The following is a 15,052-nucleotide window of genomic DNA, read 5'->3' as shown; positions in this document are numbered from 1 at the left end:
ATTGAAAATCAAAAATTGTTTTTGATGCTCGATGCTGTGAGTGCCCACACAGATTGCTTGATTCAAATTGTTAAAGAGCGTCACGCTTATCGCGTTGAGGAGGCGCATTTTACGCTCCTCACTTCGAAAGTCAAGCGGTTGTTTTCGCTTTTCTTTCGGCGCCCACCTCATCAGGAGGCTAGCTCATCAGTTCGGCGTGGTCCGCCGTGCTGGTAGGGGCGCATTATAGGGAGGCCGGTTACGATGACAAGGGATTTTTTGAAGAAAGTCACGGAAACTTCAAATTATCCAGTTAGAAACAACTTACCCAGTGTATATATACAATGTTATCCACAAGCTGATGATTTCAGCCCTCTTTTATTGGTATTTATCAGGATCTTCCTGGCTGAAGGAATGCCATACTGAAGCGGATAATTTGCCTCAAGTGGTCCATGGTAGCGTCTGGTCGTAAAGCTGGTTACCATGAAGGTGAATAGAGTGTTGCACCTTTTTTGCTTTCATTTACAAAAGGTCTTTAAAGATGAATTTATCCAAGTTTCCCGTTTATGTGCAGGCAGCAGTTCTTGCTCTGGTATTGGCGCTGCTCGGCTATCTGGTTGCCCAGGCCCTGCAGTTCTCTCTGAAAGTCGAAGTCATTTTTGCCGCCGGTCTGGCCATTGGCGGTTTCGTGGTACCGCTCTTCCTTAACCGTGCGCCTGCCACCGCCCTCGAACAGGCGACCAGCCAGGAGACCTGTACCTTATATGTAGGCAACCTGCCCTATCGCGCCAACGAGATTGCGGTGCGCGAACTCTTTGCCGAGCAAGGTCAGGTACTGTCAGTTCGTCTGATGAAGGACAAGGCCACCGGCAAACGCAGGGGCTTCGGGTTTGTGGAGATGCCTGTCGCCGATGCGGCCAAGGCCATCGCCGCGCTCAATGACAAGGAGTATCAGCAGCGCACCCTGAAAGTGCGTGAAGCAAATGACAAGCGGGACCGGGATGAGAAGGACGTCAACGACGTCGACGCCTGATATTCAGTACACCACTTCTTCGAGTGACGACAGCCCCCAAGCTTGCAAGGGGGCTGTCAGTTTCTGGGCCCCAGCATCCAGTCGCGTGCAGTAGGCACGTCCCGTCCCCTCGCCAGGTGCCTGGACCGGCAGTGTCGCCAGCAAATGCGCCACCCGCCTTGCCACGGCAAGACCCGAATCGACCAGTTGACATTCCGGCATCAGCTGTTTGATCTCTTCGTTGAGCAAGGGGAAGTGGGTACATCCCAGTACCAGGGTATCCGGCCTCTCCTCCCCTTCCATCCAGTCTGCGAGCATCTCTCTGAGCAGGGCCATATTGACCGGCAACCCCGCCAGCTTGCGCTCGGCTTCGATAACCAGTTCGGTGGCCCCCTTCAGCAGCACATGCTTGCCCGGGGCGAACTGGGCGATGAGTTCATGGGTATAGTCACGGCTGACGGTGCCGGGCGTTGCCAGCAGACCGATGTAGCCGTTACGGGTCAGGGCGGCGGCAGGCTTGATCGCGGGGACCACGCCGACCACGGGAATGCTGAGTGCGGTACGCAGGGATGGCAGGGCAATGGTGCTGGCGGTATTGCAGGCGATCACCACCAGATCGATGGCGTGCTCGGCCACCATGTGGCTGACCAGTCCGGTACAAGCCTCGATGAGGGCCGCCTCACTCAGCTCGCCATAGGGAAAGTGGGCATTGTCGAAACTGTAGAAATAGTTGTGCTCCGGCAGAGCGCGACGGATCTCCCCATAGACAGTCAGACCGCCCATACCGGAGTCGAACACGAGAATATTGGCCACCTGATCTCCCCCTTGAATGCGAGGCCGCGATCATACTCCCGCCCGGCGCCAATAGAAAAGGCCCTGCCAATGGCAGGGCCCCTGATTTTTCAGATCCAGACAAGGGGATCAGAGTGCGTAGTCCACCGTCACATAGTAGGCACGCTCGTCAGCCGGGTAACCCACCGAGGTCTGGTACTCCTTGTCCAGCAGGTTGCTGATCTTGCCGGAGACCTTCCAGGACGGTGCAACCTGATAGCCCACCGCCAGGTTCCACACGCTGTAACCGCCCAGCTGGGTGGTATTGGCCGCGTCACCATAACGCTCACCCTGGTAGATCCAGCTCAGGGAGCCATCGAACTGCTGCCACTGCGCCTGGCTCACCCACTTGGCCCCCTTGCGGGAGATCAGCTGCAACTGCTTGTCGGTGACCTTGTCCTTGGGATCCTTGTATTCGGCGGAAACGCGATGGCTCAGCCAGCCGGTCTCGAACTCCCCTTCCAGCTCAACCCCTTCAATCCGCGCCTTGCCGACGTTTTGCGGCGTCCACATCCCCTGGCTGTCCGGTGCCCACTGGATCATCTGCTCGAAGTCGTTGCGATAACCGGTCAAGCGCCACTCCACACCTGCGGTCTGTCCGTCCAGCATCAACTCGTGGCTTTTCGACTCTTCCGGCTTCAGATCCGGATTGCCGGACCCCGGGTAGTAGAGATCGTTGAAGGAGGGGGCACGGAAACCGGTGCCGTAACGGGCACTGAGGCGATAATCCTCAACGAAGCGCCAGCCAGCGCCGGTTTGCCAGGTGTTGTGACGTCCGAACTGCTCGTTGTCATCGCTGCGACCGCTCAGCTCGGCCTGCCAGACCTGGTTGTCAAACTGGGCCAGGGCATAGAGCCCGGTGTTGTCACGCTCATCGGCCTCACTCGGGAAGGCGACGCCAGAGGAGCGAGAACTATCGTCCAGCATGTCGCGCTGCCAGTCGGCGCCGCCCCCCAGGGTCCAGCTCTCGTCCAGTTTGACGCTGTTGACCCAGTTCAGAGTGTATTGACGGGTATAGAGTCGATCAGCGGACTGATCGCGGCCGCTGGTATCCGGGTAGTCGTAGGCATCCTGTTTGGAGAAGGCGCCGCGCAGCTCGCTCAGGTAGCGCTCGTCGTGATAGCGGGAGCCGAGCTGGTAGCTCTGGTTCTCGGTCCAGGTCTCGTTGCGTTGATGAAACGCCGGGCCCCAGGCGGAAGCGGCAGAGGATCTGTCGTACTGGGCAATGTTGCGGAACCAGCGGGTCGTACCGAACAGATCCCAGTTGCTGGCCAGCGCCTGCTGATAATCCACCATGGCGTTATAACCCCGGTGGCCATGCTTGTCGCCATCGTTCACCCCGGCGATGGGGTGCACGTTGTAGCCGGTCTCGTCATCGAAACCACCAGCGACCTTGATCTGACCCGCATCACCCACCTGGCTGGCGCTGCTGAAGGCAGCCTGACGCTGCTTGTGGGAGCCCGCCCCCAGGTTGAACTTGTGCTGATTGGTCCCCTGGTCCGGGCGAGTGATGATGTTGATGACCCCACCGATGGCATCGGATCCATAAATAGTGGCGCGTGCACCGCGGATATATTCGATCCGCTCCACCTGGTTGAGGGGCAGGTTGTTGAGCTCGGTCATCCCGGCGGTCAGAGAGGCGCTGCGCACCCCGTCCACCAGCACCAGGGTCTGGGAAGAGGTGCCACCACGTACCCGAAGCGAGCTGAGCTGGCCGCGGCCGCCGTTGCTGACCACTTCCACGCCGGGCAGGGTCTTGACCACGTCGGTCACGGTCTGGGCTTGCAGGCGATCGATCTCGTCACGGGTCACCACGTTGACGGGAGCCAGCACACTGGAGGCAGGCTGGGCGACACGGGTAGCGGTCACCACCATGGTGGGATTGACGGGGATGGTCAGTTGTTGGGCAAAGGCCGCCGTTGGCAACAGGGCAGCCGCCAATAATGTCTTGGACATGAGAGATCCTTAAGTTCGCGTAAGCATCTACTTCGTGGCCGGTTTCTCTCGGCCCGAAATACGAACTTTGGCAGGTCTTCGGGCTTGGGGGCTGATGGCCTACGGCGACGGCTTCCCACCTGACGGCAGTGCCCTGATGTCGCTTCGTTCCCCCTTACCGCTGCGCGCCAGCTCCGGATTCTCACCGGATTCCCTTTTAAGCATGATGCGCCAAAGCGGGGGGATTATAGGCAGAGCCGCCTTGGATGTATAGCCATCTGGATTTCTAATGTCGTTTTTACCCAAAGCCGGTGCCAAGTGGCGCAGATCCTCGCCCCCTCTCATACCTTGAGGCTCGTTGACCGTCATTCGAGAGGGTCAAACACAAGAAATGTTGAGCCAGATCCCACGGCTTTTTGGTAACATGCGGCAAACGTTTGACATCCGAGGAAGCCGTAATGACGACCCCCCCTATGATCGGCCTGGTAATGGGCTCCGACTCTGACTGGCCCGTGATGCAGGCCGCCGCCCGCATCCTCAAGGAGCACGGCGTGCCCTATGAAGCGCGCGTCGTATCCGCCCATCGCACCCCGGATCTCCTGTTTGAATATGCCGCCAGTGCGCGCGATCGCGGTCTGCGCGCCATCATCGCCGGCGCCGGCGGCGCAGCCCACCTGCCGGGCATGCTGGCCGCCAAGACCACGATCCCGGTGCTGGGCGTGCCCATCCCCACCCGCCAGCTCAAGGGGATGGATTCCCTGCTCTCCATCGTGCAGATGCCCAAGGGCGTGCCGGTCGCCACCTTCGCCATCGGCGAGGCGGGTGCCGCCAATGCCGGTCTGTTCGCCGTGTCCCTGCTCTCTGTCGCCCAGGATGGCGACGCTCCCCGTTATCACCAGCAGCTCGACGGCTTCCGCGCCAAGGAGCGCGACCGGGTGCTGGCGCTCACCCTGGAGGAGCCGGCATGATACTGCCCCCCGCCACTTTGGGTATGCTCGGTGGCGGCCAGCTCGGCCGCTACTTCGTGATGTCTGCCCACCGTCTCGGCTACAAGGTGATCGTGCTGGACCCGGACCCCGTCAGCATCGCCGGTGCAGCCGCCGACGAGCAGATTGTGGCCGCCTATGACGATGCCGATGCCCTGCGCGATCTGGCCAGCCGCTGCGACGCCATCACCTGCGAGTTCGAAAACGTGCCCGCCGCCTCCCTGGCCCTGCTGGAGCAGTACAAGCCGGTGCGCCCGGCCGCGAGCGCAGTACGTGTCTGTCAGGATCGCCGGGAAGAGAAAGCCTTCCTGACCCGCGCCGGCGTACCGGTCGCCCCGAACCTGACCCTGCTGCCCGGCGAGCCGCTGCCCGCCCTGCCCGGCGACCTCTTCCCCGCCATCCTCAAGACCGCCCGCGAGGGCTACGATGGCAAGGGGCAGTGGACTATCCACAATGCGGGCGAATTGCCAGCGGCCCTGGCCGCCAGCGGTGTCCCTTGCGTGCTGGAGAAGCGCCTGCCGCTGGAGGGGGAGTTTGCCCTCACCCTGGCCCGCAGTCCGAGCGGTGCCATCAGTGCCCTGCCCCTGGTGCAGAACTGGCACAGCGGCGGCATCCTGGATCAGACCCGCTCCCCGGCCAATGTGCCGGCCCTGGAGCGCGAAGCCCAGCGCATCGCCGAGCACATCATCGCCGCCCTCGACTATGTGGGCGTGCTGACGGTGGAGTTCTTCCTGGTCGGCGGTGAACTGCTGGTCAACGAGATGGCCCCCCGGCCCCACAATTCGGGTCATCCCAGCATCGACAACGCCGGTTGCAGCCAGTTCGAGTTGCAGGTGCGCGCCCTGTGCGATCTGCCGCTGCCGGCACAGGCCGAGGTTCAGCCCGCCATCCTGCTCAACCTGCTCGGGGATCTGTGGCAAGACGGCACGCCGGACTGGGCCGGCGCCCTGGCCCTGCCCGGGGTGCACCTTCACCTCTATGGCAAGGGCGAAGCCCGCCCCGGCCGCAAGATGGGCCACGTCACCGTCACTGGCCGCGACTGGCCCGCCGTCGAGGCCACCGCGCACCAGCTGCGCGCCCTGCTGGGTCTGCCTCCGCGCTGAGTCCACCCCTTGACATGCAAAGACCCGGGCCAAGGCCCGGGTCTTTTTTTATGACTTGAGAAGCGAGAGGGGTCAGGCCCTGTCGACAGCCGCAACAGGAGCAGGCAGGCGGATGGTGAGGGAGAGCACCAGGGCCACCACCAGCAACACCAGGATCAGGTTGAAGGTCGCCATGAAGCCGCCGAACAGGGAGGCCACGATGGAGCCGATGATGCTGCCCAGACCAAAGCCCAGATAGATGACGCCGTAGTTCTTGGTCAGGTTGTTGAGGCCGAAGAAGTCGCTCACCAGCGAGGGGTAGACGGTGATGGTGCCGCCGAAGCTGAATGCCACGCAGGCCACCGCCACGAAGAAAAGGTTGGCATTGAGCGGCACAAACAGCAGCAGCGCCATGCCGGCCAGGGTAATCAACTGGGCGATGGTGATGACCCGGATACGGGACATCTTGTCGGAGAGGATGCCCAGCACCAGCCGGCCACCCAGGTTGGCCATGGCGATGATGGCGACGGCGTTGGCGGCGACCACGGCCGGCAGGCCCACCATCTTCTCGCCGATGTCCTTGGCCACGCCGATGACGTAGAGACCGCTCATGCAGGCGGTGAGGAACATCAGCGCCAACATCCAGTACTGGGGCTTGCGCATCGCCTCGGCCAGGGTGAAGTCGCGGCTCTCGCTCTGCTGCACGGCGGCGGCCTGCTTGGGCGCATCCTTCATCAGCATGCCACCCACCAGCACCATGGACATGGCGATCAGCCCCCACAGTTGGAAGGTGGTCTCAAGGCCGTTGCTGGAGAGCAGCAGCAGGTTGATGTACTTGAAGCCGAGGCTGCCGAGGCCATAAGCACCGATAGAGCAGGCGGAGATGAGCCCCTTGCGCTCCGGGAACCACTTCACGCAGTTGGAGAGGGTCATCAGGTAGCCGGTACCGTCTGCAAAACCGACCAGAATGCCGGCGCAGAGGTAGAGCATCGCCAGGTTGCTGGCATGAGCGGTGAGGAAGAAGCCGATGCCGAGCAGCACGCCGGCACCCAGGGTGACGTTGCGCACTCCGAACCGCTCCTGCAGCTTGCCTGCCAGGGAGGAGGCCACCGCCAGGGAGAGGCTGAGCAGGCCGAAGGCGAAGGCGACCTGGCTGACCGGCTCGTCCAGCTTGTCGGAGAGCTGGGCGTTGAACAGGCTCCAGGTGTAAACGGATCCCAGCGCGAACTGGGTGATGATGGTCCCCAACAGGGTGAGGTAACGGGTGCGATTCAGCTCTCTGGTCATGATGCGTCTCGAGGAATGGCCTTAAGGAAACTGGGGCCACTATAGGCAAGACGCCGCTCCCGCCGACCGATTACGGCATGAAATGCAGATCGGCGGGAATGAATGACAATCAGAGCCGCATCAGCTGACGGAATGCCTTGATGTTGCTGCGACTGACCGGCACCTCGAACGGCAGGTCATGGAGCCGGATGAGATAGGTGCTGTTGAACCAGGGCACTATCTCGCGGATCTTGTTGATGTTGACGCAGTAGGAGCGGTGGCAACGAAAGAACCCCTCGGCAGGCAACCGACTGACGAACTCGCTGAGGGTCATGGTCATCACGTAGCGATCGGTACGGGTGTAGACATGGGTCAGCTTCTCGTCGGCTTCCGCGTAGTAGATCTGCTCGCAGGGGGTGACGATGATGCGCTCCCCCTTCACCAGATTGACGGTGCGGTTCTGTGGCGTCCCGGACTCCGCACCCTGGGGCTGGGACTTGCCCGCCAGTTCGAGCTTTTGCAGCAGATTGATGAGACGCGGCTCGTTGTAGGGCTTGAGGATGTAGTCGAATGCCTCCAGCTCGAACGCCTCCACCGCAAACTCCTTGTAGGCGGTGACGAAGACGATGTGGGGCGGATGGCTGGACTTGTGCAGGTTCTTGGCCAGCAGCAGGCCGTCGATGGCGGGGATCTGGATATCCAGAAACACCACGTCCACCTCGTGATCCTGCAGATACTTGAACGCCTCCAGCCCGTCTTCGAAGCTCGCCACTATCTCGATGTTGCTGTGCTGCCCCACCAGAAAGGCCAGCTCCTCGCGGGCCAGATACTCATCTTCCACAATGATCGCTTTCAGCATGACATTGCCCCCATAAGGAGCACAGGAGAGGCCAGCTCCTCCCGTATCAAACATTCGTCTTCCACTATGATGGCTTTCAGCATGGCATTGCCTCCTGATCAGGCAGATAGAAACAGACTTCGGTCCCCGGCTCCAGCCGCTTGAGGTGCAGGCCGTCGCCATAGAGCAGCTTGACCCGCTGATGCACGTTCATCAGACCGATGCTGCGGCTCTCCACCCGACCGGCGGCGACCCCGTCGATCACCGCCTGGCTGATGCCGTAGCCGGTGTCGCGCACCGCGACCCGGATGCCGCCCGCCAGCTGCTTCACCTCGATGGTGACCCGACCCGGCGCACTGCGGGGCTGGATGCCGTGCAGGATGGCGTTTTCCACCAACGGCTGCAACAGCAGGCTCGGCACCTGGATATGCACGTCGTCCACCTCGAACACCACCTCCAGCTTGTCGCCGAAGCGGGCCTGCTCGATGGCCACGTAGTCGCGCACCTGCTGCAGCTCCTCCTGGATGTCGATGAGGGTGTCCCCCTTGTTGAGGTTGTAGCGCAGGTAATCCGCCAGATTGGCGATCAACTGGCGTGCCTGCTGGGGACGGATGCGGATCAGCGACGAGATGGCATTGAGGGCGTTGAACAGGAAGTGGGGGTTGATCTTGCTCTGCAGCGCGGTGAACTCCGCCTTGCGGGTCATCTCCTTGAGCTGCTCGATGCGCGACACCTCCATCTGGGTGGAGATGAGCTGGGAGAGGCCGACCGCCATCTCCCGCAGCGAACTGGTGATGCTGTGGGTGCGGCGGTAGTAGATCTTGAGGGTGCCGCTGACGGCGCCGTTCTCTCTCAGCGGAATAATGATGACCGAGTGAAAGTCGGCCAGATGGTACTGGCGCAGATCGTTGTTGATGATGATCTGGTCGAGCAGCACCGCTTTGTGGGTCATGTCGCTGATGGCGTGGTGCTCGTCCAGCTCGTAGTAATCCTTGCCCACCCCCACATAGGCCAGCACGTCGCGGGTATCGGTGATGGCCACCGCATCGGCGCTGATCTCGCTGCGAATGATGCCGCACACCTGGCTAAGGGAGTGGCGATCGATGTTCTGGAAAAACGGTAGCGTCTTGTTGGCGATGTCGAGCGCCAGCTTGGCCTGCTTGGCGGCAATCAGCTCCTTCTCGTCGTCCAGGTCCTGCACCAGCTTGATGATGAGCCCGATACAGAGCGCCCCGGCGATCATCGGGTAGGCAATATGACTGACTATCTCCACACCTACCGCATGGGGCTCGGTCAGCTGCCAGATAAGCAGCATGGTCAGCCCCTCGCAGGCCATCCCCGCCAGGATGCCATAGAGCCAGAGCCGCGATTTGCGACAGCGCAGGTGCAGCCAGGTGGCGAGCAGGCCGGCGATGATGCTGGCGATGAGACAGGGAATGGAGGTGTGGCCATCCATGTCGATGAGGTAGCGGTGCAGCCCCGAGATGACCCCGGCTGGAATACCGACCCAGGGGCCGAACAGGATGCCGCCCGAGATGATGGCGATGATCCGCACGTTGATGAGGGCCCCCTCCACCGGAATGCCGGTGTAGGTGCTGAACACCGCGAACAGACAGAAGATGGCCGCCACCAGCACCAGTTCGGCCGGGGTATGGTCACGCTTCTGGAACAGCCGCTGGAACGGCCGGGTGCGGGTGAGAAGAAAGAGCGTCATCAGCATCAGCGCCGCCCGCTCAAACACCGCCAACAACATCATCTGATTTTCGAGCATGGCTCTCCTCCGTCAATGGCATGGCGCCAGGGGGCGGATCATACCCCTTATCTGCCGCCGACTCATGGGCGAATCCGGGGAGAGCGGTTCAGCTTTCGGGGAAAGCGCCGATAAGAGGAGGCCCTCGCCAAGGAGGGCCCAGTCCGACAAAGGAGATAACTATGTTTCAAAAAAGCATGGTGCTGGCAGTGATGATCGGTTGCAGCAGTGCCGCCGTTCACGCCAATACGCAGGTGAGCCAGCTGAACTGGCGGGCCACCGCCAGCAAAGAGACCAACATGGAAGTAGCGCTTACCCACCCAGGTCTCCAGGCCATCAATTCGGATCCGGCACAGGCTCCCGTCCAGATCCTCGCAGCTGACCTGGGCCACCCGGATTTCAACACCACCTATCGCTTGCAAGCCCGCGCACTCTACGGCTCCCTGCCACAGCAGGATGATCTCCGGATCACGCTGGCGCTCAACGGACAACCCCTCGAAGCAAGCCGCGCCCTCCCCCTGGCGCAGGCGACCCGCTATTACCTCAGCTATCAGGCCCCGTCAGCCAGACCGGACCAGGTGGGCGACGCCGCCTATGAGTTGATGGTGTACTGGCTGGGCTGACCACAGGATCCGAAGGCATGTTCCCATGCCTTCATTCCTCCCCGTCCATCACCTGTAGTTGGGTCGCCGCCAGCCGAACGACCTCGTACTCTTGCTGCAAACGGGCCAGCGCCTCGGGCAGCCTGGCCTGATCGAGCTCCCAGGATTCTATTTCGCTGCAGGTCGCCACCAGTTTCAGAGTGCCCATTATTCTGGCGCCCCCTTTCAGGCGATGTATGCGGTCGATGAACTGGCCAACATGCCCCTCCTCCGCAGCCCGTTGCAATCCCGCGATATCGTCGTCACTGGCCCGCACGAACTCGGCCAGCAGAGGCACCATCAGGGTCGACTGGTGTGCAGTCAGCGGCCCCAGATACCGCCGGATCTCCTCCATGCAGGCGGCCATCTCACTCTGCTCTTCCCGCTGCATGTGCCGACGCAGACAGTGATCGAGCGCCTCCAGTCCGACGGGCTTGAATAGACAGTCATCCATCCCTGCCGCCTGCCCTTCATTGATCTGCTCCTGCCGCGCATCGGCCGTCAGCCCGAGGATCACGGTGCGTCGCCAGCCGTGCAGCCGCTCCAGCTCCCGGCACTGACGAGCCAGCTCGAATCCGTTCATACCGGGCATGTTGAAGTCGGTCATGACAACATCGAACCTGGCTTCGATCAGCCGCCGCAACGCCTCTTCTCCCGACTCGACGGCCGTGGCGTCATGGCCCAGATAGGCCAGCTGCTGGCTGACCAGCAACCGGTTGGCTGGATGATCGTCCACGACCATGATCTTCAGTCGCCGCCCCGGCTCCACCACCGGCTCCTGTGCAGGCGCAGCGGGCATCGCCACGGCATTGGCCACCGGCAGCTTCATCTCGACACTGACCCGGGTCCCCTGCCCGGGCGTACTTTCCAGTTTCAAGGAGCCGCCCATCGTCTCGCACAGGGAGCGGGAGATCATCAGACCCAGGCCTGTACCCGACTGCTGGATTTTCTCGGGTTGGCTGGCCTGGCTGAAGGGCTCGAACAGCCTGGCCTGCTCGGCCTGATCGATGCCGATACCGGTATCCAGAATGGTGAGCTGCACGGTACACCAGCCATCGCTGACCCAGGAAGCCAGCGTCACCGTGACCGATCCGCAATCGGTGTACTTGATGGCGTTGCTGATCAGGTTGGAGACGATCTGCTTGTAACAAAGACCATCGATCTGCACCCAGGACGGATCGCCCGTGACGAGCTCCAGCCGCAGGCTTTTCTGCCTCGCCAGCGCAGTGAATACGGTGACGACCGACGCTGTCAGGGTCACGATGTCATGGGGCTCGGGGGCCAGTTCAAACCGGCCAGACTCGATCTTGGAAATATCCAGGATGTCGCCGATGAGGCTCAGCAGATCGCTGGCAGAGCCATGGGCAATGGCGAGGGAGGCCTGATCCTCCTCGTGCAGCCGACCCCGCTTGAGCGCCAGTTCCAGCAAGCCGATGATGGCATTCATGGGGGTACGGATCTCGTGGCTCATGGTCGCGAGGAAGGTGCTCTTGGCACGGTTTGCCTCCTGGGCCTCCTGGCTGGCCACCGCCAGCTCATCGAGCAGGCGTACCCGTTCGCTGACGTCAATCCAGCCCCCCACCCCCCCCTGCACATTGCCGTCCAGATCGTAGTAAGGCTGAACCCAGTGATAGACGTCGACCCCGCCCGTCGGCAGGCCCAGACGGTGATCCCCCTCCTGGGCGCGGCGGCTGTCACAGGAAAGCACCAGATCCCCGTGCAGGGGAGCAAGAAAAGGCCAGCGTGTTCGCGCGTCGTCCAGGCCCGTGCCGAGCAGACCGACCTTGGGCTCGCCAAGGAAGCTGGCATAGCTGCTGTTGCACAGCACCAGGATCCCGTTCAGATCCCGCGCATAGATGGGGTGAGGTGTCCCGTCCACCAGATCGGCGATGAACTTGAGCTGGGTGCTCAGCGCCCCCTCCACCAGCCGCCGCTCGCGGATCTGCTTGCGCAGGGACAGGCCCCACAGGCCAACCCAGAGGGTCAACAGCAGGATCAACGCGATAAAGACCCCGAACTCCTGAATCAACTCCTGCCAGGAGACACTCTCCTGTTTGACATTGACCCGCCAGCGGTTGGAGAGTCCTTCCAGCTCATCCGGCGGAATGATGGCAATCACCTTGTCCAGAATGTCCCGTAGTACGGGATGCGCGGGGGTGACCGCAAACGCGGCACCGATGGGGATGGAATCGAACAGCTCTCCCGTGATGAGCAGGCTGTCGGGGAATTTGCTGTTGACGTAGTACTTGGCCACCCGCAGCGGCAGTATGGTCACATCGCACACTTCCGCCGCCACACAACGCATGGCGTCTTCAATCGTATCGAACTGCCGCGACGTCAGCTTGCCGTATTCCGCCTCGATGGCCTGGGTCGAGATAAAGCCTCTGACCATGGCCACGGTGCCGGTCTTGAGCAGCGATGCAGGGGGGACCTCCCGGTGGCGCAGCCCCACCACATAGGAGAGGGGATCGAGGACAAAGGCCCGGCTGAACAGATAGCGGTTCCTGCGCTCGGCAGAGGGGCTCAACACCCCCGCATCCACCTGGCCACTATCCAGCAACTGGGTCATCTGCTCCGGTGTCTTCACTGGCACCACCTCGAGCTCCACTCCCAGCTTGGCTCGCATGACCTGCAGCAGATCGGCGACCACGCCGTGCATGGTACCGGTGACGTCATAGAAACTGAGGGGCGGGATGCCGCTGTTCACCGCAATCCGGATTTTCTCCCGCTTGCCCAGCCATTTCCATTGCTCGCGGCTCAGGTCGATCCTGCTGGCACCGATGGAGAGACCGCCCCCATTCCAGCGTTTGGCCACTTCCGCTCGCTTGCCATCGAGGATCTCCCCCAGCGCGATATCCATGATCCTCTTGAGTCGCCGCTCCTTGGGGTTGAGGGCAAAGGCAAAACCGGCAGTATCGATATAGAGCGGCTTCAATAATTGAATGCTGTTCTGATAGAACTTGTTGACGATGAAATTGCCGGAGATCATGTCCACCATGACGGCATCAACCTGACCATATGCCACCGCGGACAATGCACTATAGCGGGACGGGTATATTTTAATTTTGTAGTCCGACAGATAGCGCATGATGTCCATGAACGGCAAATAATACTCCGGCACGGCTATTGTTCTTATTTCTCGCTCTTTGACCTGAATGTTTTTATAGATGGCTGGATCGTCAGCAATATATTTGTCAGTCAGCAGAAGATGCTGTTCCCGCTCATAGGAGTTGGAGGTACTCAGCAGATCGATCTCCCCCCGCTGGAGCGCTTCAATGGCAGCCGCCCTGGAGGGATATCCCTTCACCAGGATCTCGATGTGCAGCAGATGGGTCAACATGCCGACGATGTCGGCCGTCACCCCTTCATAAGCATTCGCCCTCAGGGTGATGTCCATGGGGGGGTTGTCGGGTCTGGGCACCCCCAGGATCAGCCGCTCGCGCTCCTGCAACCAGCGCCACTCCTCCCCATGCAGCGGCAAGGGGCTGGCATCGAGGTATTCCCCGCCATCCCGCGAATAGACTTGCAGCAGGGGCTCTTCCGGTTCCCGGGCCGCCAGCGGCCACACCCAGACCAGCGCCAGCAGAAGCAACAGCAATTTCGCCCTGTTCACAGCAGTTTCTGCCGTCTGGCCAGACTGATCAGATCAACGATGTTGGTGATGTTGAGTTTCTTCATCAACCGGGTCTTGTAGGTACTGACGGTTTTCTCGCTCAGCAGCATGCTTTGGGCAATCTGCTTGTTGGCATGGCCCTGACAAATCTGCAGCAGCACGCTCATCTCGCGGGAAGAGAGGGTCGACAGCAGATCTTCCCGATCGACCGTATGGGCATGCCTGGCGCCGGCGATGACGTCACGGGGGTAATAGAGTTGCCGCTTCTCTATTTTTGCGATCGCATCCTTCAGCAAATACAAATCATCCAGCTTGGACAAGAACCCCTCGGCACCGGCTTGCAGGCACCGCACCATAATATGGTGGGTGGACTGTGCAGACAGCACCAGAATCTTGGCGCCAATATCCAGCATCTTGATTCTTTTTATCACTTCGATGCCATCAAGCTGAGGTATTCCAATATCAAGGATAACAATATCTGGATGAGTGTTCCTGGCCATGGCGATAGCATCGACACCATTATCCACTTCGCCTAAAACATGATGTTCATCCTGCTTCAACAACATGTTCACGGCCATTCTTATTGCTGGATGATCATCTACTATCAATACCTTCGCCATATATAGATCCGTTATTCAGCCCTGTCCGACGAGCATATTAACTACAAATCAAGCAACGACACCATACAGCCTGACCTTGTTTTCAAGATGTTAAATAAATATAAAAATGGCATTTTCAAGTTAATCATCATTATAGCTTCATTTATTTTTTATATATTTATCAATATATTGCATTTTATTTGCCTCGTATGGAACCTGGTGGTGGCCGAGCCCCCTCTCTCGTTGAATTCCCCTCCTTCCCGGCTTTTCCAGCCGGCCTCCACCCACGAGAAAAAGACCGAAAAAACATATAAATCAAATACATGGGAAGCTACAAGCCACTGAAAGAAAAAGAAAAAAATTTATTTTACAAGGGGTTCCCCCCATTCCCCTTTGGGATTTTTCCTACACACCATTCGGTCGATCAAGACAGATCCGATCGCTATCTTTGTCGACGAAAAAACAAGCTGGTCCGAGGAGAAGCCTATTCCAGGTCCGGCTGCCACGACTGGTCGAATCG

General features: G+C 60.4%; 11 protein-coding genes and 1 riboswitch. Of the genes, 4 read left to right on the top strand and 7 right to left on the bottom strand.

All coding sequences use genetic code 11. The features are described 5' to 3' along the window. The first annotated feature begins 520 nt into the window (after positions 1-520). Positions 521-1,012, top strand: coding sequence for an RNA recognition motif domain-containing protein (locus ACVDHI_RS16215; RefSeq protein ID WP_029313407.1), 492 nt, complete (start codon positions 521-523; stop codon positions 1,010-1,012). 3 nt (positions 1,013-1,015) lie between these two features. On the opposite strand, the gene murI is transcribed toward ACVDHI_RS16215, so the two are convergent. Further along, positions 1,016-1,804, bottom strand: coding sequence for a glutamate racemase (gene murI, locus ACVDHI_RS16210; RefSeq protein WP_042864646.1), 789 nt, complete (start codon positions 1,802-1,804; stop codon positions 1,016-1,018). A 108-nt stretch (positions 1,805-1,912) separates the two neighbouring features. Then, positions 1,913-3,778 carry a TonB-dependent receptor domain-containing protein gene (locus ACVDHI_RS16205; RefSeq protein ID WP_167826251.1) on the bottom strand — a complete coding sequence of 622 codons (1,866 nt, stop codon included), beginning with the start codon at positions 3,776-3,778 and terminating at the stop codon, positions 1,913-1,915. Positions 3,779-3,830: 52 nt separating this feature from the next. Next, a riboswitch (cobalamin riboswitch) is annotated at positions 3,831-4,008 on the bottom strand. A 207-nt stretch (positions 4,009-4,215) separates the two neighbouring features. On the opposite strand from ACVDHI_RS16205, the gene purE reads away from it, so the two are divergent. Both purE and ACVDHI_RS16195 read left to right on the top strand, forming a co-directional pair. Continuing rightward, the gene (gene purE, locus ACVDHI_RS16200; RefSeq protein WP_029313402.1) at positions 4,216-4,725 is read left to right on the top strand and encodes a 5-(carboxyamino)imidazole ribonucleotide mutase; all 510 of its coding nucleotides are present in this window, start codon (positions 4,216-4,218) and stop codon (positions 4,723-4,725) included. After that, positions 4,722-5,846: a 5-(carboxyamino)imidazole ribonucleotide synthase gene (locus tag ACVDHI_RS16195; protein WP_202016914.1), complete on the top strand. Its 1,125-nt coding sequence runs from the start codon at positions 4,722-4,724 to the stop codon at positions 5,844-5,846. The genes purE and ACVDHI_RS16195 overlap by 4 nt, the downstream gene beginning before the upstream one ends. A gap of 72 nt (positions 5,847-5,918) precedes the next feature. Here ACVDHI_RS16195 and ACVDHI_RS16190 read toward each other — a convergent pair whose 3' ends face one another. From ACVDHI_RS16190 to ACVDHI_RS16180, 3 genes are all read right to left on the bottom strand, one after another. Next, positions 5,919-7,112 (bottom strand): L-lactate MFS transporter, encoded by a 1,194-nt coding sequence (locus ACVDHI_RS16190; protein WP_039040686.1) that lies wholly within the window; start codon positions 7,110-7,112, stop codon positions 5,919-5,921. A gap of 109 nt (positions 7,113-7,221) precedes the next feature. Beyond that, on the bottom strand, positions 7,222-7,950 hold the full coding sequence (locus ACVDHI_RS16185; RefSeq protein ID WP_039040685.1) for a LytR/AlgR family response regulator transcription factor: 729 nt from the start codon (positions 7,948-7,950) through the stop codon (positions 7,222-7,224). Between the two features lie 76 nt (positions 7,951-8,026). Then, positions 8,027-9,700, bottom strand: a complete 1,674-nt coding sequence (locus ACVDHI_RS16180; protein ID WP_048209419.1) for a sensor histidine kinase — start codon at positions 9,698-9,700, stop codon at positions 8,027-8,029. Positions 9,701-9,861: 161 nt separating this feature from the next. Between ACVDHI_RS16180 and ACVDHI_RS16175 the strand changes: the two genes are divergently transcribed. Continuing rightward, positions 9,862-10,302, top strand: coding sequence for a hypothetical protein (locus ACVDHI_RS16175; RefSeq protein ID WP_113069352.1), 441 nt, complete (start codon positions 9,862-9,864; stop codon positions 10,300-10,302). A gap of 31 nt (positions 10,303-10,333) precedes the next feature. Here the strand turns inward: ACVDHI_RS16175 and ACVDHI_RS16170 are convergent, their stop codons facing one another. Continuing rightward, the gene (locus ACVDHI_RS16170; protein WP_447212276.1) at positions 10,334-13,933 is read right to left on the bottom strand and encodes an ATP-binding protein; all 3,600 of its coding nucleotides are present in this window, start codon (positions 13,931-13,933) and stop codon (positions 10,334-10,336) included. Then, positions 13,930-14,553 carry a response regulator transcription factor gene (locus ACVDHI_RS16165; RefSeq protein WP_029313398.1) on the bottom strand — a complete coding sequence of 208 codons (624 nt, stop codon included), beginning with the start codon at positions 14,551-14,553 and terminating at the stop codon, positions 13,930-13,932. The genes ACVDHI_RS16170 and ACVDHI_RS16165 overlap by 4 nt, the downstream gene beginning before the upstream one ends. Between the last annotated feature and the right edge of the window lie 499 nt (positions 14,554-15,052).

The sequence above is a fragment of the Aeromonas sp. 25-248 genome (assembly GCF_053005425.1).
Note: the sequence above shows the minus strand (reverse complement) of the source record. Positions and strands in the feature narration are given on the sequence as shown.

What these genes read in the sequence shown, in the direction of transcription:
- ACVDHI_RS16215 (WP_029313407.1), top strand. Translation starts at nt 521, where the DNA reads ATGAATTTATCCAAGTTTCCCGTTTATGTGCAGGCAGCAGTTCTTGCT.
- ACVDHI_RS16205 (WP_167826251.1), bottom strand. Translation starts at nt 3,778, where the DNA reads ATGTCCAAGACATTATTGGCGGCTGCCCTGTTGCCAACGGCGGCCTTT.
- purE (WP_029313402.1), top strand. Translation starts at nt 4,216, where the DNA reads ATGACGACCCCCCCTATGATCGGCCTGGTAATGGGCTCCGACTCTGAC.
- ACVDHI_RS16195 (WP_202016914.1), top strand. Translation starts at nt 4,722, where the DNA reads ATGATACTGCCCCCCGCCACTTTGGGTATGCTCGGTGGCGGCCAGCTC.
- ACVDHI_RS16190 (WP_039040686.1), bottom strand. Translation starts at nt 7,112, where the DNA reads ATGACCAGAGAGCTGAATCGCACCCGTTACCTCACCCTGTTGGGGACC.
- ACVDHI_RS16185 (WP_039040685.1), bottom strand. Translation starts at nt 7,950, where the DNA reads ATGCTGAAAGCGATCATTGTGGAAGATGAGTATCTGGCCCGCGAGGAG.
- ACVDHI_RS16180 (WP_048209419.1), bottom strand. Translation starts at nt 9,700, where the DNA reads ATGCTCGAAAATCAGATGATGTTGTTGGCGGTGTTTGAGCGGGCGGCG.
- ACVDHI_RS16175 (WP_113069352.1), top strand. Translation starts at nt 9,862, where the DNA reads ATGTTTCAAAAAAGCATGGTGCTGGCAGTGATGATCGGTTGCAGCAGT.
- ACVDHI_RS16165 (WP_029313398.1), bottom strand. Translation starts at nt 14,553, where the DNA reads ATGGCGAAGGTATTGATAGTAGATGATCATCCAGCAATAAGAATGGCC.